This is a genomic window from Paenibacillus sp. QJM3NY_38 (genome assembly GCF_056173265.1).
In genome coordinates this window covers 129,688-150,451 of the sequence record NZ_CM149665.1, presented here as the reverse complement: position 1 = coordinate 150,451, position 20,764 = coordinate 129,688, and the positions used below count along the sequence as shown (strand labels likewise).

Below are 20,764 nucleotides of genomic sequence, written 5' to 3'. Positions count from 1 at the left end.
CCCAAATCTGAGGGAGATATGCAGTTTCAACCACACATTTCCCTCATTTTGGTAAAAAATCATTCTTCCTCGGTCTCACGCCATACGTCGGCACCCAGCATGCGCAGATTGGATACCAGATGGTCATAGCCGCGATCAATGAATTCTACGCCGCTGACCTCCGTCACCCCTTCAGGTACGGTTAGTCCCGCAATCACAAGAGCCGCACCTGCGCGCAGGTCGGTCGCTTTGACCTTGGCTGCGTTCAGCGGACCACCTTCTATAATGGCCGAGCGTCCCTCCACACGGATCTTGGCACCCATGCGAACTAACTCCGGAACATGTTTAAATCGGTTGCTATATACAAAATCACTAAGGACACTGACGCCTTCCGCTTGGGTAAGCAGACTGGTCATTGGTGATTGCAAATCCGTTGCAAATCCAGGATATATAAGCGCCTTCACGTCCACATGCTGGTATCGGTCCTTACCGATTACGCGGATGCTTTCGTCCAGCTCCTCAATACCAACACCCATCTCGATCAACTTGGCCGTGAGGGCTTCAAGGTGTTTCGGGATGACGTTGTCAATCAGAACATCACCGCGAGTAGCTGCGGCAGCAATCATATATGTACCAGCCTGAATCCGGTCTGGAATAATGGAATGGCGGCAGCCATGCATCTCGGTTACGCCTTCAATCCGGATCGTTTCCGTTCCGGCGCCCTTAATGACAGCTCCCATGGAATTCAAAAGTGTAGCAACATCTATAATTTCAGGCTCTTTCGCCGCATTTTCAATAATTGTGGAGCCTTTGGCCTTAGCAGCCGCCAGCATAATATTAATCGTTGCACCAACACTGCTCACATCCAGATAGATCTTCGCGCCTCGCAGCTCTTTAGCATGCAGATGAATCGAACCGTGTTCATTGGTGACGGTTGCGCCAAGCGCTTCAAAACCCTTAATGTGCTGGTCGATGGGACGAGGTTCAAAATTACAACCGCCCGGCAGGCCGATCACGGCTTCTTTAAATCTTCCAAGCATGGCGCCCATCATATAGTAGGACGCGCGCAGTTTCTTAACGGGTCCGTTAGGCATCGGAATAGATTTGATATCAGAAGGGTCAATTCTCATCTGATTGCCTTCCCATGAAACTTGCCCGCCCAATTCTTCCAAGATCTCAGCATAAACAGCCACATCGCTGAGAAGCGGCAAATTATCAAGTACGACTTCCGATTCCGCCAGAATTGCGGCGGGAATTAACGCAATCGCGCTGTTCTTGGCACCACTGATTGTTACAGTACCTCGCAGTGGGCGTCCACCGCTGATCATCAATTTTTCCATAAGCTTTCGGGTCCCCCTACATCACTTCGCAGCCGGAAATGGTTCTGATGGCCGTCATACAAGAAAAACGTCTTATCGACGTTCCTTAAGGATGACAGACCGCATTTAGCGTTTCTTTTTGTTCTAGATGATCCGGTTGTGAAGCTCACAACCCGCTTGTACTTTGATATCTTAATAAATGAAATGGAAAAACACCGGCTACGCGGTGTGCTTTCCATTTCAATGTATGCAGCATAAGACAGCCTAAATATCTTAAGTGATTCCAATCGTCATGTCGTAGCCACTAGAACTACAAGCGACTTAACTATGAATAATTAAGCTTGATTGTTGGAACCAAACTCACGGATTTTGCCAACAACGGTTTCCTTGATTGCCTCACGGCCTGGTTTCAAGAATGTGCGTGGATCGTAAGCTTCCGGTTTAGCAGCAAGCACTTCACGAACAACTTTAGAGAACGAGATTTGGTTCTCAGTGTTCACGTTGATTTTGGAAGTACCCAAGGAGATCGCTTTCTTGATGTCATGCGTCGGAATGCCTGTACCACCATGAAGCACCAACGGAAGTTTCACAGCATTGCGAATCTCTTCCATCTCCTTGAAACCAAGGTTTGGTTCGCCTTTGTAAGGACCATGAACAGAACCAAGCGCAGGTGCCAATGTGTCGATGCCAGTTTCGTTCACGATGCGAACGCAATCGTCCAGCTTCGCGTACATTACGTCACCGATAACATCATCTTCTTGTCCGCCGACCATGCCGACTTCAGCTTCAACGGAAACGCCTTTAGCATGAGCATACTCAACGACTTGTTTCGTTGTTGCAATATTCGTATCAATCGGGCTGTGGGAATCATCGATCATAACCGATGTGAATCCTGCGTCGATTGCTTCTTTACATTTCTCAACACTTGAACCGTGGTCAAGGTGAATGGCAACAGGAACTGTAACTTTCAGGTCCTCCATCAAGCCTTTTACCATGTGTACGACGGTGCTGAATCCACCCATATAACGAGCTGCCCCTTCGGAAACACCAAGAATTACCGGTGATTTCTCTTGCTCAGCCGCTTCAAGAATCGCATATGTCCACTCCAGGTTGTTGATGTTGTATTGACCAACAGCATATTTACCTTCGAGTGCTTTGTTCAGCATGTCTGTCATTGATACTAATGGCATGGTTTCATCCTCCTATAGATGCTTAGTTTGTCTATGGTTTTTAGCCGATATAACATACGGACTTATTATACCACATCGCGTCATAAATACTAAACAAGCATTTCCTAAAATGCTGCGAAGGACCTCACATTCTGGCAAAAAAAAGAATTCCGCCCTTTGAGCAGAATTCATCATTCAACCGATATTACTGGCGGTCCCTTTCAGCTGCATATTGACGGCTTGACGCATCTCGTCAATATCAAAGGGTTTGGTAAAATGCATCAACGCACCAAGATCGGTTGCTTCCTTGATCATGTCAAGCTCTCCATAGGCTGTCATCATGATCACCTTAATGTCCGGATTCATCTGTTTTATATGCTTCAAAATCTCAAGCCCGTCCATTCCAGGAATTTTCATATCCAGCAGCACCAAATCCGGGGCATGCATCTTCACAATTTCAAGTGCAGCCTTGCCGTTTGCCGCTTGAAACGTCTCATATCCTTCACTGCTGAACACTTCCACAAGCAGGATGCGGATACCATTCTGGTCATCCACAATCAGCACTTTGTGTTTGCTTTCCTTGCTCATCCCTTCAACCTCCCCGATACTTAAATCGTACAATGAGTATATGCAAACTCGAAAGTTCCTAACTTTCCCATAAACCGACCATTATTTGTATTCGCCTGTAGATGTCGAATTCCTTCCAATCCTAAAAAAAGTAAGAAAAAAAGATGTACGAATTTGTTGTATACGAAATCGACAGCCCCGGACATCCGCTCTGAACGTTTAGCTTACCCTCTCCGTCATTATGACAAAGGATTTCTACGCAAAAAAGAGCCTCTTCAAAAGAGGCTCTTCTCAATTATGCCTGATGCTGGATCGAGGCTTTTACAAATTCACGGAACAGCGGCTGCGGACGGTTCGGTCGGGAAGTGAATTCCGGATGGAATTGCACGGCGAGGAACCAAGGGTGTCCTGGCAGCTCTACAATTTCAACCAGACGTCCATCCGGAGAAGTACCGGATATGCGCAGACCTGCTTTTTCAATATCTTCGCGGTACTGGTTGTTGAACTCATACCGGTGGCGATGTCTTTCATAAACGAGCTCGTCCTGGTAGCAGGACTCTGCAAGCGATCCTGGAACCAGCTTACATGGATACAGACCCAAACGCATCGTTCCGCCAAGATCCTCGATATCCTTCTGCTCCGGCAGCAGGTCGATGACTGGATATTCGGTAGCCGGATCAATTTCCGAGCTGTTCGCGCCGTTCAGACCGACAATCGAACGGGCATATTCAATAACAGACACTTGCATCCCAAGACAAATACCGAAGAATGGAATGTTGCGCTCACGGGCATAACGAATCGCGCTGATCTTACCTTCGATACCCCGATCTCCAAATCCACCTGGTACAAGGATACCACCAATGCCACTCAACGCCTCTTCCACGTTGTCTGCCGTAATCTCTTCGGCATTCACCCAGCGGATCTTCACGTCAGCATTAGCATCAAAGCCTGCATGAGACAGGGATTCAACAACACTGAGGTATGCATCGTGCAGTGCGACATATTTACCAACGATCGCAATCTCAACGGTCTTCTCCAGTTTGGATACACGCTCCACCAGATCTTCCCACTCGCTCATATCCGGCGCAGGGGTAGTCAATTTCAAATGATTGACTACAATTTCATCAAGACCTTCTTCACGCAAATTCAGAGGCACCTCATACAGCGAGGAGGCATCGCGACATTCTACAACCGCGTTAGGATCGATATCGCAGAAGAGCGCGATTTTTGCTTTCATCTCGGTTGAAAGCTCATGCTCCGTACGGCACACGATAACATTCGGCTGAATGCCGATACTGCGGAGTTCTTTTACACTGTGCTGGGTCGGCTTCGTTTTTACTTCACCGGCTGCCTTAATATATGGAATGAGGGTTACATGAATATACATCACGTTCTCACGGCCAACGTCGCTCTTAATTTGACGGATCGCCTCAAGGAAAGGAAGGCTTTCGATATCGCCGACCGTTCCGCCGATTTCGGTAATAACCACATCCGAACCCGCTTCACGGCCTGCACGGAACACGCGCTCCTTGATTTCGTTCGTAATATGAGGGATTACCTGCACGGTACCGCCCAAATATTCTCCCCGACGTTCCTTGCTGATAACAGAAGAGTATACTTTCCCTGTTGTCACATTGCTGTTCTTCGACAGGTTAATATCGATGAAGCGCTCATAGTGTCCCAGGTCCAGGTCGGTTTCCGCACCGTCGTCCGTAACGAATACTTCGCCATGCTGGTAAGGACTCATGGTGCCCGGATCTATATTAATGTACGGATCGAATTTCTGAATCGTTACCTTGAGCCCTCTGTTCTTAAGCAATCTACCGAGCGAAGCGGCGGTAATTCCCTTACCAAGAGATGACACGACCCCGCCTGTTACAAAAATATACTTTGTCACTGTAAAAACCCTCCTATATAATCTCCATAACTTCAGGCGACATATGATGTTTATCCTAACCCGTTTTCCCCTGATTCATCAGAGGGACCAACAAAAAAGCATCGCTCGCTTCCAAAAATGGTGAGCGAGCTGACCTCCGACCTATTACAAACCGCATATATTGACGCTTAAATGATCCTCATATCATGTCGAGCTGCTTAACACGGCATGCGTTATGAGGCATCAAGACGAGCGGTTTCCATACCTCATCTTAAACAACTGCAAACTTGAATCTTAGTTGACATAAGGTTTAGCAGAAGATGTCCCCTACCGGCGGAATACTCACTGCAAGAGACCATGAAAGTCCAGTCCATACAGGAAGGATGCCTCCACAGTCCAAAGAAAAAATGTCTATCGACAAACTTCCAGAAGACAGACCGCTTTTGATAAGGTGTTTCTCTTGCGTTATTAGGTCCAGAAGCTAGCGTCGTTTACACTTTCTGAGCCTTAAAAACAAAAAAAGTGACCCCGAATAAATAACGGGGCACTTTTATATTAAACATATTTAATCCACAATCATAAGCCCAAGCAATAGTTTACTCTGTGCCTTGTCTGCTTGTCAAGAGAAGAAGCAACCTCAAAATTCCCCAATCGGCTGACAATGTAAAACACAGTCATAATCAGCTCAGACAAGTGCTAAAGTCCCTGCTGCATGAGGGATTAATCCTTATCGTCTTCCTCAAATGCTTCATCTTCCAGATCATCTTCCTCATCGGATTCGGAATCCTCGTCTTCCAATTCGTCATCATCCAGAACAACCTCTTCGTCTACTTCATCGTCAGCATCGTCATCATCCGGGAAGAGATCGTCGTGATCACCATCTTCTTCATCGATGCTGTCGAAATCCTCCTCGACATCGTCACCGCTATAAGTATCTTCTTCATCGGTGAAGTCATCGTCATCATCATCTTCATCGTTGATGATCCGCGGACGCTTGGCGTTCGCAATCGGATCCTCGGACTTCTCCAGCGGATACCAGCGCTTTAGTCCCCACAGATTCGTTCCTACACATGCGAAACGTCCGTCTATATTGATCTCGGTATATAACTGGGCAATCGTTTCGTTAATTTCCTGTTCCGTAAAGCCGCGAAGCTTGGCCACCTCATTCATAAGGTCACGGTAATAATACGGCGTATTCGCCGCCTTCAGAACCATAAAAGCCAGGTCAACCATTGGGATTTCCTGAATCTTCTCCGGATCGATCTTTAAATTGAGCGGATTACTCACTAACGCACACTTCCTCTCACACAATCTTCACGTTATACCCTCAACATATCCATTATCAAAACTAAGTAAAACCTATTTGGAAATAAAAATCAAGTTTTTCTGCGCTACATTACCCATCAGGTACCAAAAGGAAAAAGACGGAGACAATTGTCTCCGTCTTCTGACTGTATCCGCCCCAAGGATCGACTCCTTACGGGATTAGATAAGAGAACCTTGATGTTCCCTCCATGTATCTTATGTTAGCCCTGCTGCTTTGACACGGTAAACAGGGCCTATTTCCCGGAAAAAGGGCAACATCCCATTCGGGCACTCTCCCCGGTTCATACAATACTGAAGCAACGGTTCATCGAGAAGGGAGATTGCCACATATGGATTACACCCGGATCATGCAATCACTACTTACAGAGACGAACCCTATGCGGAACGTCCGGGAAATGAACCGGCGGCTCCTCACGTTTCATGACCCTCAGCTGTACCAGGAATGTATCCGCGAATGGATAAGACTTGTCGGGAAAAGGCGTTTCCCGAGCTCAGTCAGCTATTCGCCGCTTACCCAAACCATCATCGCTCCAGCTCCCCAAACCGCGAAGTTTGAAGCGGAGTTTCGGAATGAACTGATGGTAGAAGAGGATGACCAGGTTCATATCCAAGCCATACAAGGGACAATTGGAACGCTAACCGGGATCCCATGGGGTATCAAGCAGATCAAAGCCCCTCAAGCCTGGTCGATCTCGACAGGACACCGCATGAAGATTGCGGTTATCGACACCGGGGTGGATTTCGCTCACCCCGATCTGAAGTATTCGCTGACTCGAGGGATTAATCTCGTCCACCGGAACATACCGCCATATGATGACAATGGACACGGAACACATATTTCGGGTACCATCGCTGCTGCGAACAGCACGCAGGGCATGATTGGCGTTGCTCCAAGATCTGTGGTGTATCCAGTCAAAGCCTTTGATCACAACGGATCCGCCTTTGTGTCGGATATCATTCTGGCCATCGACTGGTGCGTGCGGGCCGAGATCGATATCATTAATATGAGTTTCGGTATGCAGACCCGAAGCCGCGCGTTGCTGGATGTTGTAGGCAAGGCCAACCAAGCAGGCGTCATTATTGTAGCCTCCTCCGGCAATGACGGCAAACGCCGTACTGCTGACTATCCTGCCCGTTATCCTCAAACCATATCCGTCGGAGCTACCGACCGTAACCGGAAGATCCCTGCCTTTAGCAATCGCGGGCAATTTGTCGATATTTATGCACCTGGAGATAAAATCGTGTCCGCTTGGCTGCAAGGAAAATACCACGAGATGAGTGGCACCTCTATGGCGACTTCGCACGTCAGCGGAGCGATCGCCCTGCTGCTTGCGCAAAAGCCTGACCTAAAAAAAACGGCTACCATTAAGGCCCTGCTGCGACGCACGTCCTCTCCCCTTAAGCTTAAAAAAGGATACAGCGTCTCCGATGGAGAGGTAAATGCCTTGAAATTTTTGCGCGAGGGCATGAAATTATAGACTGATTCTTCAGCACCTACAAAAGAAAGTCCGTTTACAAATTAAAAACAGCCGCCTTTCCACGGAAAGACGGCTGCTGTCACATATTCAAATTAAGGCTCCTTACATCCGTTCCGGCGCCGATACGCCCATCAGGCGAAGCACGTTAGCAATAACCGTACGAACAGCTCGAAGCAAAGTCAGGCGAGCCTGCGTTTGATCCGCATCCTCCGTAATCACGCGCTCAGCTCGATAGTAGCTGTGGAACAAGGAGGCCAGCTCGTATACATACCGGATAAGTCGGTGCGGAGCATAGTTCTCTGCAGCAAGCGACACTTCCTGCGGGAGCTCTCCTATTTTGCGCAAAATGTCGTATTCGTGCTCGGTTGTCAGAACGCTCAGGTTAACTTCCGAAAGCGGCAGGAGATTAACGCCCTGCTCCTCCGCTTGGCGGAATACGCTGCAGATACGTGCGTGAGCATACTGCACATAGAAAACCGGATTCTCATTGGACGTTGACACCGCCAGATCCATATCGAAATCCAGATGCGAATCCATGCTGCGCATAGTGAAGAAATAGCGGATTGCGTCTACGCCGACTTCATCCATCAAATCTTCCATCGTGACCGCTTTACCGGTACGCTTGGACATTTTCACTTTCTCGCCATCCTGGAACAGGCTGACCATCTGGGCGATCAATACGATGAGTTTGTCCGGATCATTGCCCAGCGCCTCCATAGCTGCCTTCATCCGCGGAATGTAACCATGGTGATCGGCTCCCCAAATATTGAGGATCTTGTCGTAGCCGCGCTCGTATTTATTGCGGTGGTACGCAATATCCGGCGTTAGGTAAGTATAGGTTCCGTCATTCTTCACGAGGACGCGGTCTTTGTCATCCCCATAGTCGGTGGTACGAAGCCAGGTTGCCCCATCCTTCTCATAAGCTTCGCCCTTCGATTTCAGCTCTTCCAGGGATTTCTCCACGAGTCCGTTCTCGTACAGGGATGTCTCACTAAACCATTCGTCAAAATGAACGCGGAATCGATTCAAATCGCGTTTGATTTTATCCAGTTCCTTCTCAAGCCCGAACTGACGAAGGAATGCCGCTCTCTCGCTTGGATCCATGGACAGCAAAGAGTCGCCCTTCTCAGCTACAAGCTCTTTAGCAAACCCTTTGATATCTTCGCCGTGGTATCCATCTTCCGGCATTTCGGCATTCTGACCGAGCTCCTGCAGATAACGGGCTTCGAGGGATTTTATCAGGTTCACGACTTGGTTGCCTGCATCATTAATGTAGTATTCGCGCGTCACTTCGTATCCAGCAAAATCAAGCACATTGCAAAGGGCATCGCCTACCGCCGCTCCGCGGGCATGTCCCAGGTGCAAACTTCCGGTGGGATTGGCGCTGACAAACTCCATCTGAACCTTTTGCCCCTCTCCGGTAGCAATTCGCCCGTAGTTGTCGCCCTGTTCTTCTACCAACGCAACGATCGGATAGAGATACCCCTTGTCCAAGGTAAAGTTGATGAATCCTGGCCCGGCTATTTCTGCTTTTTGAATGGAAGCCTTCGCCATGTCCAGATGTTCCAAGATAGCCTCAGCAATTTGTCGCGGATTCTTCTTGGCGATTCGTGTCAACTGCATCGCTACGTTCGTAGCCAAGTCGCCATGCGACTTATCCTTGGGAACTTCAAGCGTAATGCCTGGCAATTCCTCACGGGAAACCAGTCCTGCAGCTACGGCAGCGTCCGCCACCGCCTCAGCAACCAGCCCGTTAATGTGATCTAATGGATTCATTGTCATGATTCATGTGCCTCCTGAATAGTCAAACTGATAGAAAAGTGTCCCGAAAACTCGTCAAACACATATAAATCATACGCCCAAGCCGCTCGTCCGGACACGCCTTCAAGCGCAAGCTCCAGACGCTGGGTGTGCGTAGACAGATTAAATGAAGTGAACGGGGAGCGGTAATACCCAGGCAATCGCTGACCCAGCTTAAATGCCTGCTCGGACTCCACCTCGCCGTGACGGATCAGCTTCAGCTCGTCCTCCGTCAGCTTGAGCATGGCCCGGGTTTCCCCTTGATGCGGTCCAAGCGCTGGTTCGGTATAGCGAACATACAGGACATTCCCTTTGATAAACGCCTCTGCCGGAAGCTCCTGTATCGTATTCTCCCCTTCGTGAAGGCTTTGAAGACGGATGCTCACTTGTTTTCGGTCGTTCATGTTCGTTCCTCTTTTCCTTACCTATTGTATTACTATATCCAGTATAGCCCTGCAATTCAAATGAGGATTTTAGCAAATGTGAAGTAAACGTCTATCCACGTGCTTACACGAAAGATCGGGTGCATCCTCAATCTCCGAATTTATCGGCCCATTGCTTGTGCCACTCACGATAATGTACACCTGTGTTTTCCTCCAGAGTCTTCTCGCCGATGGAGTAGGGGGCACGGGCTAAATTTCCCTGATCAAGGAAACAAGGTTCCCCCGATAACCTTGCCCTCTGCCATCCTACGACTAGAATGCCAAATACCGCATGCTGTAGGCATAACCGGAAAAGAATATGCCTGATCCGTAACGAATCAGGCATGAACCATCTATAAGTTACAACGGAAGCAAGACTACCTTCTCCCGCAATTCCAGCTTGGACACCATGTCGTTCCAGGCCTGTGGTTTCTCAGGCAGTACCGAATAGTAACGTCTCAGGAAGTTGACGATCAGCTCTGCAGGCAGCTCATCAACGGCATCATCGCCAGGCATGAAGCACAAATCGAGCCCGCTCACCGCTTCGCCATCATTATTCCAGGAAGGATGCACGTAGGCGATATCTGTGCGTTTGTAGCCAAGATGCGAGAGGACTTCGCGGCGAACAAAAGGATCCATCGGCTTCACGCCGCCAAATGCATGGTCCTGCACCCGGTACGGATCGTAAATCTCGGCAAACATGCCGAACAGCTCTTTGCCGTTCGCGGCCGCCAGCTGATTCAGATCCTTCAAACGATGCTGTGCCAAGAATCGGCCGATGCCGAGCCCTTCGCGCCCGATGATGGTAAAATCGGTCATCGCTACATTCCAGTCCTCATAATAGCGGTATTCCGTTGTCCCCACCACTTCGTCCTCATGTAGGGCAACAAACACCCGAATACCCGGATCCTCCAACGGTTCTTTCCATAGACTGAATTCCAGCACCTCTTCGGGAGGGAACACTTCCTTCATTAGATTGTGCATTTTTCGGAACAAGGGATCGTCGATGCTTGTAATACGGATATATTCCATTAGATAAAAGCCTCCTTATATATGTAATCAAAAAATCCATTTTATATATGAAGCCAATTCATTATCGTTCTAGCGAAACTACTTATCCAGTGAAAGGGTTTTTCCATTCCATCAGAGCCCCGTAGTTGCAGGACTCTTCATCCTCCAAATAATCTGCCGCTACCCCAACGGGCGTCCGGCCGCAACGAAGCAGGAAGGTAATCACCGGATCCTTGAGATCACCCCGGACAACAGCGTCCAGATACTCCGCAGCCGACATTTGATGGGCATGCCGATGATAGCCGGGCATCCGTCCGCCCCCAAGGAGCCGGTCCAATCCCTGTTCGACGGTCACGTGATACAGCGACTGAATCAGCCATTTGCCGAGTCCAAGCTTGCGAAAGCGCGGCCTGACGCAAATGTCGGCAATGTATAGCGTATTCCCGCCCGGCTTATGCGTCCGGATATACCCGTTATCCGTGGCCTCCGCCCAGGAGTGGGCAAGCTCCATCGGACCGTAATCCACGATGAGCGAAGTGATGGACCCTGCGAGCATGCCTTCCACTTCAACGCACAGAGCCCCCTCAGGGAACAGGGTGACATGCTGCTTCAGCTGCTCCTTGTTCCACCACTGCTCCGGCGGATACGGGGGCGGAAACGTCTCGGATTGAATGACGATCAGCTCGTCAAAATCCGCTTCCGTGTAGCTTCGAATGATAACCGGCACCGGCCGGGCATCGTCAAATACATAAAACTGTTGATGAAACCGGGCCATTTCCTCTGCACCGCCTTTGTCCTATTTTCCTCAAATCATGATAAACGGCTTACTCCCAATCCGGATACAAATCAGTACGCCGGTCACGCCATGTCGTGACGGAGCCCTTCTCGCGCACTTGATACAATAAATCCAGATCGAGATCGGCGGTAATGATCATGTCGTTGTTCAGCTCTCCCTCTGCCAGCAGGCCCTGTGGAGGAAAAGGGATATCGTTCGGGGTAATGATGGCCGCCTGTCCGAAGTTGGCACGCATCAGATCCACGGTTGGCAGCGAACCAACGGTACCGGTCAGCACCACATAGATTTGATTCTCAATGGCCCGGGCATGGCTGGTGTAACGAACGCGGTGGAATCCGTGACGATCATCCGTACAGGACGGACAGAAAATGACGTCGGCCCCTTTAGCCTTGGCCATGCGCACAATCTCAGGAAATTCGATGTCATAACAGGTCAGCATCGCAACGGTGCCTTTTTCTGTCTCGAACACTTCGAGCCCTTCGCCCGCACCCATATTCCATCCGCTAATCTCCGAAGGTGTGATATGAATCTTGGCCTGCTCCGCAATGCGGCCGTCCGGATAGAACAGATGCGCTACATTGTACAGCTTCCCTTGCCGGCGAATGACGTGCGTCCCGCCAATGATATGCAGATTATATTGCTTCGCAAAGCCTTGAAACAGCTCGCGGTAACGGTCTGTGAAATCCGGAAGATCATTGATCGTCAATGCCTTGCCTTGATCATCCCCGATGGACATCAGCTGGGTCGTAAAAAATTCCGGAAACAGCACAAAGTCGGCTTCAAATTCCTCCGCCGTCCGGATATAATGCTCCGACTGATGGGCAAAATCGTCAAAGGATTGAATGGTGTGCAGATGATATTGCACGGCAGAAACGCGAAATTTCATGCTTCTCCTCCTTAGGCATAGTTAGATGCTTTCATTATATCGGATTCCGAGCTTCGAGAACATGGGAACATGAAGTCATCCTCCCTTGGAAACCATAATCTTGTGAAGCAAGCTTCCAACACGCTCAAACGGATATCATCAACTCGCCGTGCGACAAAGAAAGCTCAATTTATGAAAAAATACACGTCATTCATACCCACGCTTTACAATTCTCCTGTATACTGTCGTATGTAAGCCTCTTGTCTACACTATGAATCTTTAGCCCTTACAAGCATATATTGCAGCCCGGTTGAACTTTGGGCTGACAGCTTACAAAATTATAATGTGAGGTGTTCTGTTCACAATGATTACTCGTTCGATGGATTGGCTTCAGCAACATGACCACCTTATCTTCCGCTGGTTAAACCGCAAGATCAGCAACAAAACGGTGGATTCGATGCTCGCGCTGGTCACCCATATGGGGGGTGCTATCTTTACCATTGTGCTGACACTTTCGATAGCGTTTTTTGCACCCGAGCCGTGGAATACGATGGGGTGGCAGAGCTTTATTGCGCTTTCCCTCAGCTTCCTGATTACGGCCCTCATCAAAAGGAAGATGCGGCGCATCAGGCCTTATCTGGCACTGGAAAAGGTGCGGTTCGAAAAAAAACCGATGAAGGATCACTCGTTTCCTTCGGGGCACTCGACGGCGATCTTTTCCATTATCACGCCGTTTCTGTTCATAACGCCGTGGCTGTCATTGCTCTTGATCCTGCTGGCTCTTACGGTCAGCCTGTCACGCATTTATCTTGGCTTTCACTATCCTTCGGATTGTTTGGCCGGCTGTTTCGTCGGAACGACCTCGGCGCTGCTTATCGTACTCAGTTAAAATACAGGCATCTCCCTCATGGCTTTACGGCTATGGATGGAATGCCTTTTTTTGTGCTTCCCTCACTTGTGTTTGCTGACCCTCTATCCAGGCTGCTACATAGGAATTTTCACATCTTTCCCACACGTATACATTATAATTTCGCAGAAATTTGAAAAAAGATTGAACCATTCCGGCTGGTAAATCGTACTAATAGTACATTCTTAATAAGGAGGTATTTATTCATTGAAGAAAAGACTATCACGGATGCTGGTTACCCTACTCGCCGTTACGATGATTCTTCCGGCTGGGGTAATGGCAGTAGATAACAGCCAAGCTGCCGCTGAAGGAAGCCTTGAGAAAACCGCCGCAGAGAAAGCCAAGCTGCTCACCGGAACGTATGGAACGACAAGCGTTCAATATGCCCTTATCGACAACGGAGTGATTACCGTGTCCGGGCAAGAGGGCATCAATGATATGGAAGGAAAGAAACCGCTGACTAAAGATACGATGTATGCCATCGGTTCCACGAGTAAAGTGTTCACCGCCGCTGCGGTAATGAAATTGGTGGATGAGGGGAAAATCAACCTGGATACGCCTGTGGTTCAGTACATACCCGAATTCACGATGAAAGACGAACGTTACAAAAAAATCACGCCGCGCATGCTGCTTAACCATTCCTCCGGACTGCAAGGCTCAAGCCTGAATAATGCATTTTTGTTCGAGGATAATGACCCTCATGCACATGACACGCTGCTGAAGCAGCTGTCCACCCAAAACCTGAAAGCGGATCCGGGTGCGTTCTCCGTTTATTGTAATGATGGATTCACGTTAGCTGAGATACTGGTAGAGAAAGTGAGCGGCAAGGATTTTACTGCCTTCATTCATCAATATTTTACCGAGCCGTTAGATTTGGACCACACGAAGACATCCCAAGATACATTGGATTTAAGCCAAATGGCGGGTCTGTATTATCCTACTCACCAAGGACAGCTTCCTAACGAGACGGTCAATGTGATCGGAACCGGCGGCATCTATTCTACGGCTGAAAACTTGGTACAGTTCGCGCAGATCTTCACCGGAGAAGCCGAAGGCATTCTTTCCGACAAATCCGTTAAAGCCATGGAGCAGGAAGAATATAAAAAGGGTCTGTGGCCCGAAGATGCTGATAACTCGTTCGATTACGGACTTGGCTGGGACAGCGTAAGACTGTTCCCGTTTAACCAATATGACATGAAAGCCGTAACCAAAGGTGGAGACACCATCCTGTATCACGCTTCGCTCGTTGTTCTTCCGGAGCAGAACATGGCTGCCGCTGTATTATCGTCCGGCGGTTCCAGCTCAACCAACCAACTGTTGGCCAACGACATTCTGCTGCAAGCGCTCAAGGAGAAAGGCACCATCAAGGAAATCAAGCCGGAAAAATCCTTCGGCAAACCGGTCAAGGCCGACATGCCTAGCGACATCGCGAAATATGCCGGTTACTATGGCGTGACGAATCAGCAGATGAAAGTCGACATCAAGGACGGCGAACTGTCTATTACCGTACCGATGGTGCCGGATTATCCTGCGGAGAAATATGTATACACTGCGGATGGAACCTTTGTCAGCGCGGATGGCAGCACGAAGGTCAGCTTCGTCAAAGAAAAGAATGATCGCATCTATGTATGGGTAAGACAATATGTTTCGATTCCTGGACTTGGGCAAATGGCTTTATCGCATTATACCGCCGAGAAAATGGAAGCGAACCCGTTATCCAAGGAAACCGCTGCCGCTTGGGCCAAGCGGGAAGGCGAAACGTTCTATCCATTGAACGAGAAATTCACATCGCTGATGTACTTCATTACGAAACCGACGGTTGCGATTAACAGCGAGAGCGGTCTGGAAGGTTATATGATCGACAAAAAGATCATAGACCAGGATACCGCAGTAAGCCAGCATCAGGTTCCGGCTATTGGCAGCCGGGATACGTCCGAATTCCGCTTCTATAAGGAAAAAGGCGTAGAGTATCTCGAAGGCGCAGGCTCCCTGTTTGTGAGCGGTAAGAACGTAAAGCCGCTTTATAAAGGAAAAAAATCAACCGTCACCCTGCAAGCTGATGGTTATGCCAAATGGTACACCGTCCCTAAACAAGCTGAAGGCAAAACCATGACCGTAACCCTGCCGGCACAAGGCGCATTCGCCGTGTATGACGAAAAAGGGGCCGTTGTGAACTACAGCCTCGTCAGCGGTAGTAACGAAGTGAAGCTCCCAGCCAATGGAGCTGTCGTATTTGCCGGTGCCCCAGGTTCGGCATTCGGTATCACCCTGCAGCCGTAATGAGGGTGGGCAGCGGGGTTACATGATTCCCTGTCAAGCCAAGATAACCTAAAAATAGAAGCACCTCAACCAACGGCTCATGCCTATAGTTGAGGTGCTTTTTGCGATGAACCGGTCTTTGGCCAATTCAGTTTCGAGGTCCGCTTACGTCCCCGTCGACCTGCGGGCTGCCATGGATCGACAGCTGTGTTCCCGGGCCCAGACGAACCGCATAAAAAAGGGGCCCTAGCGTTGATGGCTGGATGGAGGCTCCCTGGCCGGCCATGCTACATTCCCCTGCCCAAGGCGGCAGGGAAACGAGGATGTTCGTCTCCCGTTCAGCCTCAAGCTTGGCGTGGAACATACCGGCATCCCGGTCCCATTCCACGGTGATCCGACCGGTATGGAACCTCCAGTCTGAGAGCCGGCCACTACGCCAGCGCTCCGGCAGCGCCGGCAGGAGCTTCACCATATCCGGCGACACCTGCAGCAGCATCTCCTGTACGGCATTCACCCAACCCATGTTCGCATCGAGCTGTATCGGCGCTGCCGGCATATCCATGCATATCCCCATCCCCCTCCAATCGTTATGGAGGGTAAACAGATTCGGTAGCAGGCATGCTTGCGCCAGTGTATCAAGACACTCCAGTGCACTATCGCCTTCCCCCAGCCGCGCGTAGATGGACGCCATATGAGCCAGCGACCAACCGCTTTGGGCGCCGAGTCGGCGCAGACGCACCGCCTTCTCGAAGGCAACATACAGCTCCGGTGCCGATTCACGGGTCACTTCATCACCCGGGAACAAGGGGTAGATATGTGAGAGATGACGGTGATCGTATCGGTCCTTAAACGCGGGATCCAGCCATTCCGCAAGAGCACCGTCCTCGTTCGTCCGGTAAGGCGGCATGCGGTCCAGCATTCGCTTCAACCGCTCCTCCTCATCCTTCGAACCTGGGCCGCCGACTAGCCGATTCGCTTGGATCAGATGGGTAAGCAGTTCCTTCATAATTGCAATATCCATCGTTGCATTAACGGTTGTCGGCATCGGGTGAGCCAGCTGCCTTCCGTCCTCCGGCATAAAATTAAGCGGCGTATTCTCCGGCGATACCGAAGGATACAGACGATAGGAGCCGTCTTCACCAACGACTGCGAAATCCTCGTAGAATTGAAGAGCTTTGCGCATGAACGGCAGCGCTTCCTCCCGCAAAAAACGGATATCGCCCGTATACAAAAAATGCTCGTAATAATGCCGGGCGAGCCACCCGGCTGCTCCCGTCCAGTTAAGAATGACGGGTACGATTTGATTCGGCGTTCCGATCCCCGGTGTGGTCCCAGCCGGGATGTAAATTCCGCGACATCCGTACAGCTTGCGGGCATTGCCGCGGAAATCGTCCATCAGGCTGCCATAGTAGCGGAACAGGGAAGGGACGAGCTCTCCTAAACCGCCGACATGCGCGTGCCAATACATCATTTGAATATTCTCATTCGCCATATGGTGGCACCATATAAGCCGGTAGTCTCCGCCCCACAAGCCGTACAGTCCGAACGGCCCCGATTCGGCTGCCGTCCCGCTAATAAACAAGTACCTTCCATAAGCCCACATTTTACGGACAAGCGATACGGGCGCCTCGCCCTCGTAAGCCTCCAGCAGCAGCTCCTCGCTCGAACGCACGTCCCTGTTGGCAGTGTTCAGCTCCAGGGATGCGGAATGGAACAAAGGACCATGGAGTTCGGTGTGGCGCTTGAGCAACAGGTCATATTCACACGTTTCAGGGAAGGTTTTGAGTTCACGCTCAAGCTGCTCCCATTCCTGTTCACGCTTGCCACGGATAAATACTTTCACCAGTACAAGCGCCCGCCGGGCCCTAGTAAACTCCAACATCGTTCCTTCCTTAGTTGCCTGCAAACTTCCGTCTTCACAAATAAGCCGCAGCACGGCACCGAAATCTGTACCGTCATCATTGCGGCCGGCGTACCGGATATACGCGCCTTTCGCCGAAGTGACCACGGATTCGGCCAATTCCTTGAATTCCGGTGTATCTCCCCATCGATCGCTTGGGTAGAGCGTCAGTCCGATCTCTCCCGAAATACAGTGACTCACCCCGGCTTGATCCTCGATATGCTTACCGGTTCCTTTCCTGTCTCCAGGGTGTACTTCTTCATTGGCACATTCTTCGGAGCCAATCTCATAGATGACAGCCCCATCTGCACGGGATACGAACAGCCGCCTTACGTACCGGTTCGAACCGTCCAACCGAAACTTCGCCGGTCTCCATATTGAGGGATCTTCGGTAACGACGGAATGACCGTGTAGTGGGCATGAACAGCTTAATCGCCGCAAGCGGAAAGCGGGAGGCCAGCTTCGTCCCGTATCCCCGCTCACGTAAAGCGTTCGCCAAGTTCCAGCTGGCCCCCCGTATAGTGTCCTTCATCCATCAGCCTTCGTGTTTCGGCGAGCGTCATGCTCACATCCGGCAGCGGATCCTTTCGGCCCCAATGCCACAACCCCTCGTGATTCAGCAGTAGCGTCTCTTCCTGCACGCCCCCGAATACCGAGGCCCCGACAATCCCATTGCCTGAGGGCAGCGCCTCACGCCACATATTACGCCACCAAGAGGCGGGATACCTCATGGTTAACAGGTTCTCTTGACTCATCCCCGATGCCCGCCTTTGCCCCCCGCCTGCAGCCTCTCCATTTCGATGCTGACCAGCAGAAGCGGAGCGACGCCCATGAGCGAATCACTGACAACCTTTTCACTCAAATAATAATCGTATGATCCGTCGCGGTATTTGCGCCCGCCCAATCCGGCGCCGTGGCAGATGCCGTGAAGGTGCAGCCCTTCGCCGTCGACGGTGATCAAATGTTTCTGGATGCCGTCATAGGCGCGTTCGACCACCCCGATGTCGATCTCAGCCAAATAATGAAGCCGAATGCCTTTGGCCAAGGCATAGGTCAACATGCAGGAGCCCGAAGCTTCCACATAATTGCCCTGCCGGCCATTGCAGTCCATCACCTGATACCACAGCCCGCTGTCTTGATCCTGAACGCGTACGAGCGCATTGGCCATCCGTTCGAAAATGCCCATCAGCTGCCCGCGCTGTGGATGGCTCACGGGGAAAAACTCCAGCGCGTCCACGAGCGCCATCGCATACCAGCCCATGGCACGGCCCCATACATGGCGCGAGCGGCCCGTTTCCTTGTCGCACCAGCGCTGCTCCCGGCTCTCATCATAGGCGTGATGCAGCAGCCCCGTCTGCGGATTCCGGGTACGCCGCTCGATGAGCAGCAGCTGCCGGGCAGCTTCGTCGAACCATGCCGGCTCATCAAACGTTTCTGCATATTCTGCCATAAACGGTGACGACATATAGAGGCCGTCCAGCCACATCTGATACGGATAGATTTTCTTATGCCAAAATCCGCCTTCGTCGGTCCGCGGCTGTCCAACCAGCTGAGATGCCAGCAGCTCGGCAGCCCGGCGATATTTCTCCTCTCCTGTCGTGCGCCACAAGGGCAGCAGATTTTTGCCTTTATTGATATGATCGAGATTATAATCCTCCAGTGTGTAGCCGGCTATTGCCCCGTCTTCCTGTATGAAGACGTCCATATGACGCTTGACCACTTCATTGTAACGCTCCTCACCCGTCCAATCGGCCAGGCGGCCCAGTGCAGTCAAAGCCATGCCGGCCACGTAGCCCCATTTGTTGGCTATATTCGGATGGTATCCGTCCACGCAAGCGGACAGGATCGTTTCTGCAACCTGGACCGGTATTCGTTCCAAGACTGTAACTTCAGTCACGGTTAACCACTCCCCTCTCCTTCGCTTTAGACCGACAGCAGCGGCAGTGAATCGAAATCTTCCGGCATGTCGACCAGATACAGATTGCCATAACCATTTTTATCACTTGTAAACAAGAGTCGTTTACCGCCCGGATCAAAACGCGGATGCGCGTGCACCTTCTGGGAATGAAAGCTACATCGAAGCTCGCACAGCATCCTTGGCCCTTGATAGACTCCTTTGGCGTCTTTACGCCATACGGAGAGGGTTTTGATTGCCCCCTTGCCGTCGACAACGGTCTGACCGAAGCCGTCGGCATACGCATGCCACGTATCAAAGCCGAAATCCGTCTCTTCCATCGCCGTATTGTCATACCGGATGCTTCCGAAGAAATTAGTTCCATCCATACGGAAGCCATGGTAACCGATGGTCACACCGTCAGGATAAAAAAATTCATGGCCGACCTTTTCTCCGGGTTCAAGGCGCTGGCGAATTCTCCAGGCCTCTCCGCTCCGAAGGTCCAGCCCCCATATCCGGTGATCGACCAAATGCCAGGGTCCTTCGTGGCAGAAGGTGATCAGCCATGGTTCGACGGGCGACGCGTTAATATGGGTTATAAAACGATGGGCTTCATATAGGGTTTCCGGCTGCTCCTGCCCTTCCGAGTCGATCCGCACGATCCGACTGTGGGGAGCGGCCTCCATCAACTCCCTATGGCCGACATAGCCGTTGCCCAGATCGAGCGGCATGCGATGGGACAAATCCTCCTGTATGCAGGTGACGACTGAGCGTCCATCCGCAGGACAGCTCAGATTGCCGATGTTGTACCCCTCCGGGGCTTCGTAGATCTGTTCTTCCTCCAATGTTTCCAGATCGAGGCGGCGTACGCTCCGATCCGTTTTGACAAAGGCGGCCCGGCCATCCGGTAACAGACAAGCATCCACAGCATCATTGTCCGGGTAATCCGTCAGCTGGAGCATCTCACCGCTGTTGACATCCATGCTGTACAAGTTCGAGCTGTTGTTCCTGTCCGATACGAACAACAGCCGCTTCCCGCCGTCATACCATCCGCTTTCCGTAAAGTACAGATGATGACTGTGAGCTTTGTAGTCGGTCAGCTGCACCACTTCGACTCCCGTCAACCGGTCGCGGTATAACTTACGTTCCGGCCTCCACACCGTTCCCTTGGCCATATTCAGCCCTCCTGTCCGCAA

18 protein-coding genes are annotated in these 20,764 nt (G+C 50.8%); 3 read left to right on the top strand and 15 right to left on the bottom strand.

The features are described from left to right. Nucleotides 1–59 precede the first annotated feature (59 nt). The 5 genes from AC0VZ8_RS00680 to rpoE all read right to left on the bottom strand — a co-directional run bounded on the left by AC0VZ8_RS00680 (nucleotide 60) and on the right by rpoE (nucleotide 6,197). On the bottom strand, nucleotides 60–1,319 hold the full coding sequence (locus tag AC0VZ8_RS00680; protein ID WP_071222334.1) for a UDP-N-acetylglucosamine 1-carboxyvinyltransferase: 1,260 nt from the start codon (nucleotides 1,317–1,319) through the stop codon (nucleotides 60–62). Between the two features lie 314 nt (nucleotides 1,320–1,633). Further along, a complete protein-coding gene (fba, locus tag AC0VZ8_RS00675; protein WP_071222333.1) occupies nucleotides 1,634–2,488 on the bottom strand; it encodes a class II fructose-1,6-bisphosphate aldolase in 855 nt (284 codons plus the stop codon). Between the two features lie 174 nt (nucleotides 2,489–2,662). Continuing rightward, nucleotides 2,663–3,055 (bottom strand): response regulator, encoded by a 393-nt coding sequence (locus AC0VZ8_RS00670; protein WP_071222332.1) that lies wholly within the window; start codon nucleotides 3,053–3,055, stop codon nucleotides 2,663–2,665. Nucleotides 3,056–3,329: 274 nt separating this feature from the next. Continuing rightward, nucleotides 3,330–4,931, bottom strand: coding sequence for a CTP synthase (locus AC0VZ8_RS00665; RefSeq protein ID WP_071221150.1), 1,602 nt, complete (start codon nucleotides 4,929–4,931; stop codon nucleotides 3,330–3,332). Nucleotides 4,932–5,630: 699 nt separating this feature from the next. Further along, entirely contained in the window at nucleotides 5,631–6,197 is a 567-nt protein-coding gene (gene rpoE / locus AC0VZ8_RS00660; protein WP_071221149.1) for a DNA-directed RNA polymerase subunit delta, read from the bottom strand. A 368-nt stretch (nucleotides 6,198–6,565) separates the two neighbouring features. Here rpoE and AC0VZ8_RS00655 point away from each other — a divergent pair, with 368 nt between their 5' ends. Continuing rightward, nucleotides 6,566–7,714: a S8 family peptidase gene (locus AC0VZ8_RS00655; protein ID WP_071221148.1), complete on the top strand. Its 1,149-nt coding sequence runs from the start codon at nucleotides 6,566–6,568 to the stop codon at nucleotides 7,712–7,714. 102 nt (nucleotides 7,715–7,816) lie between these two features. On the opposite strand, the gene argS is transcribed toward AC0VZ8_RS00655, so the two are convergent. From argS to AC0VZ8_RS00630, 5 genes are all read right to left on the bottom strand, one after another. Next, the gene (argS, locus tag AC0VZ8_RS00650; RefSeq protein WP_475485733.1) at nucleotides 7,817–9,496 is read right to left on the bottom strand and encodes an arginine--tRNA ligase; all 1,680 of its coding nucleotides are present in this window, start codon (nucleotides 9,494–9,496) and stop codon (nucleotides 7,817–7,819) included. Next, on the bottom strand, nucleotides 9,493–9,918 hold the full coding sequence (locus AC0VZ8_RS00645; RefSeq protein ID WP_071221146.1) for a YwiB family protein: 426 nt from the start codon (nucleotides 9,916–9,918) through the stop codon (nucleotides 9,493–9,495). The genes argS and AC0VZ8_RS00645 overlap by 4 nt, the downstream gene beginning before the upstream one ends. 378 nt (nucleotides 9,919–10,296) lie before the next feature. Further along, on the bottom strand, nucleotides 10,297–10,968 hold the full coding sequence (locus AC0VZ8_RS00640) for a GNAT family N-acetyltransferase (RefSeq protein ID WP_475485732.1): 672 nt from the start codon (nucleotides 10,966–10,968) through the stop codon (nucleotides 10,297–10,299). An 82-nt stretch (nucleotides 10,969–11,050) separates the two neighbouring features. After that, complete coding sequence (locus AC0VZ8_RS00635; RefSeq protein ID WP_475485731.1) at nucleotides 11,051–11,722, bottom strand: GNAT family N-acetyltransferase; 672 nt, start codon at nucleotides 11,720–11,722, stop codon at nucleotides 11,051–11,053. A gap of 49 nt (nucleotides 11,723–11,771) precedes the next feature. Next, nucleotides 11,772–12,629, bottom strand: a complete 858-nt coding sequence (locus tag AC0VZ8_RS00630) for a carbon-nitrogen hydrolase family protein (RefSeq protein WP_475485730.1) — start codon at nucleotides 12,627–12,629, stop codon at nucleotides 11,772–11,774. A gap of 343 nt (nucleotides 12,630–12,972) precedes the next feature. Here AC0VZ8_RS00630 and AC0VZ8_RS00625 point away from each other — a divergent pair, with 343 nt between their 5' ends. Next, nucleotides 12,973–13,497 carry a phosphatase PAP2 family protein gene (locus tag AC0VZ8_RS00625; RefSeq protein ID WP_071221142.1) on the top strand — a complete coding sequence of 175 codons (525 nt, stop codon included), beginning with the start codon at nucleotides 12,973–12,975 and terminating at the stop codon, nucleotides 13,495–13,497. A gap of 225 nt (nucleotides 13,498–13,722) precedes the next feature. After that, entirely contained in the window at nucleotides 13,723–15,795 is a 2,073-nt protein-coding gene (locus tag AC0VZ8_RS00620; RefSeq protein ID WP_475485729.1) for a serine hydrolase domain-containing protein, read from the top strand. A gap of 127 nt (nucleotides 15,796–15,922) precedes the next feature. Here AC0VZ8_RS00620 and AC0VZ8_RS00615 read toward each other — a convergent pair whose 3' ends face one another. From AC0VZ8_RS00615 to AC0VZ8_RS00595, 5 genes are read right to left on the bottom strand one after another with little or no spacing between them, the layout of a single operon-like run. Then, the gene (locus AC0VZ8_RS00615; protein ID WP_475485728.1) at nucleotides 15,923–18,028 is read right to left on the bottom strand and encodes a glycosyl hydrolase family 95 catalytic domain-containing protein; all 2,106 of its coding nucleotides are present in this window, start codon (nucleotides 18,026–18,028) and stop codon (nucleotides 15,923–15,925) included. Continuing rightward, nucleotides 17,961–18,173: a hypothetical protein gene (locus tag AC0VZ8_RS00610; RefSeq protein WP_475485727.1), complete on the bottom strand. Its 213-nt coding sequence runs from the start codon at nucleotides 18,171–18,173 to the stop codon at nucleotides 17,961–17,963. The genes AC0VZ8_RS00615 and AC0VZ8_RS00610 overlap by 68 nt, the downstream gene beginning before the upstream one ends. Continuing rightward, a complete protein-coding gene (locus AC0VZ8_RS00605; RefSeq protein WP_475485726.1) occupies nucleotides 18,154–18,429 on the bottom strand; it encodes a glycoside hydrolase N-terminal domain-containing protein in 276 nt (91 codons plus the stop codon). Before AC0VZ8_RS00605 ends, AC0VZ8_RS00610 begins: the two co-directional genes overlap by 20 nt. Then, nucleotides 18,426–19,571 (bottom strand): glycoside hydrolase family 88/105 protein, encoded by a 1,146-nt coding sequence (locus AC0VZ8_RS00600; protein WP_475485725.1) that lies wholly within the window; start codon nucleotides 19,569–19,571, stop codon nucleotides 18,426–18,428. The genes AC0VZ8_RS00605 and AC0VZ8_RS00600 overlap by 4 nt, the downstream gene beginning before the upstream one ends. 26 nt (nucleotides 19,572–19,597) lie before the next feature. Next, nucleotides 19,598–20,743, bottom strand: a complete 1,146-nt coding sequence (locus tag AC0VZ8_RS00595; RefSeq protein WP_475485724.1) for an oligogalacturonate lyase family protein — start codon at nucleotides 20,741–20,743, stop codon at nucleotides 19,598–19,600. Between the last annotated feature and the right edge of the window lie 21 nt (nucleotides 20,744–20,764).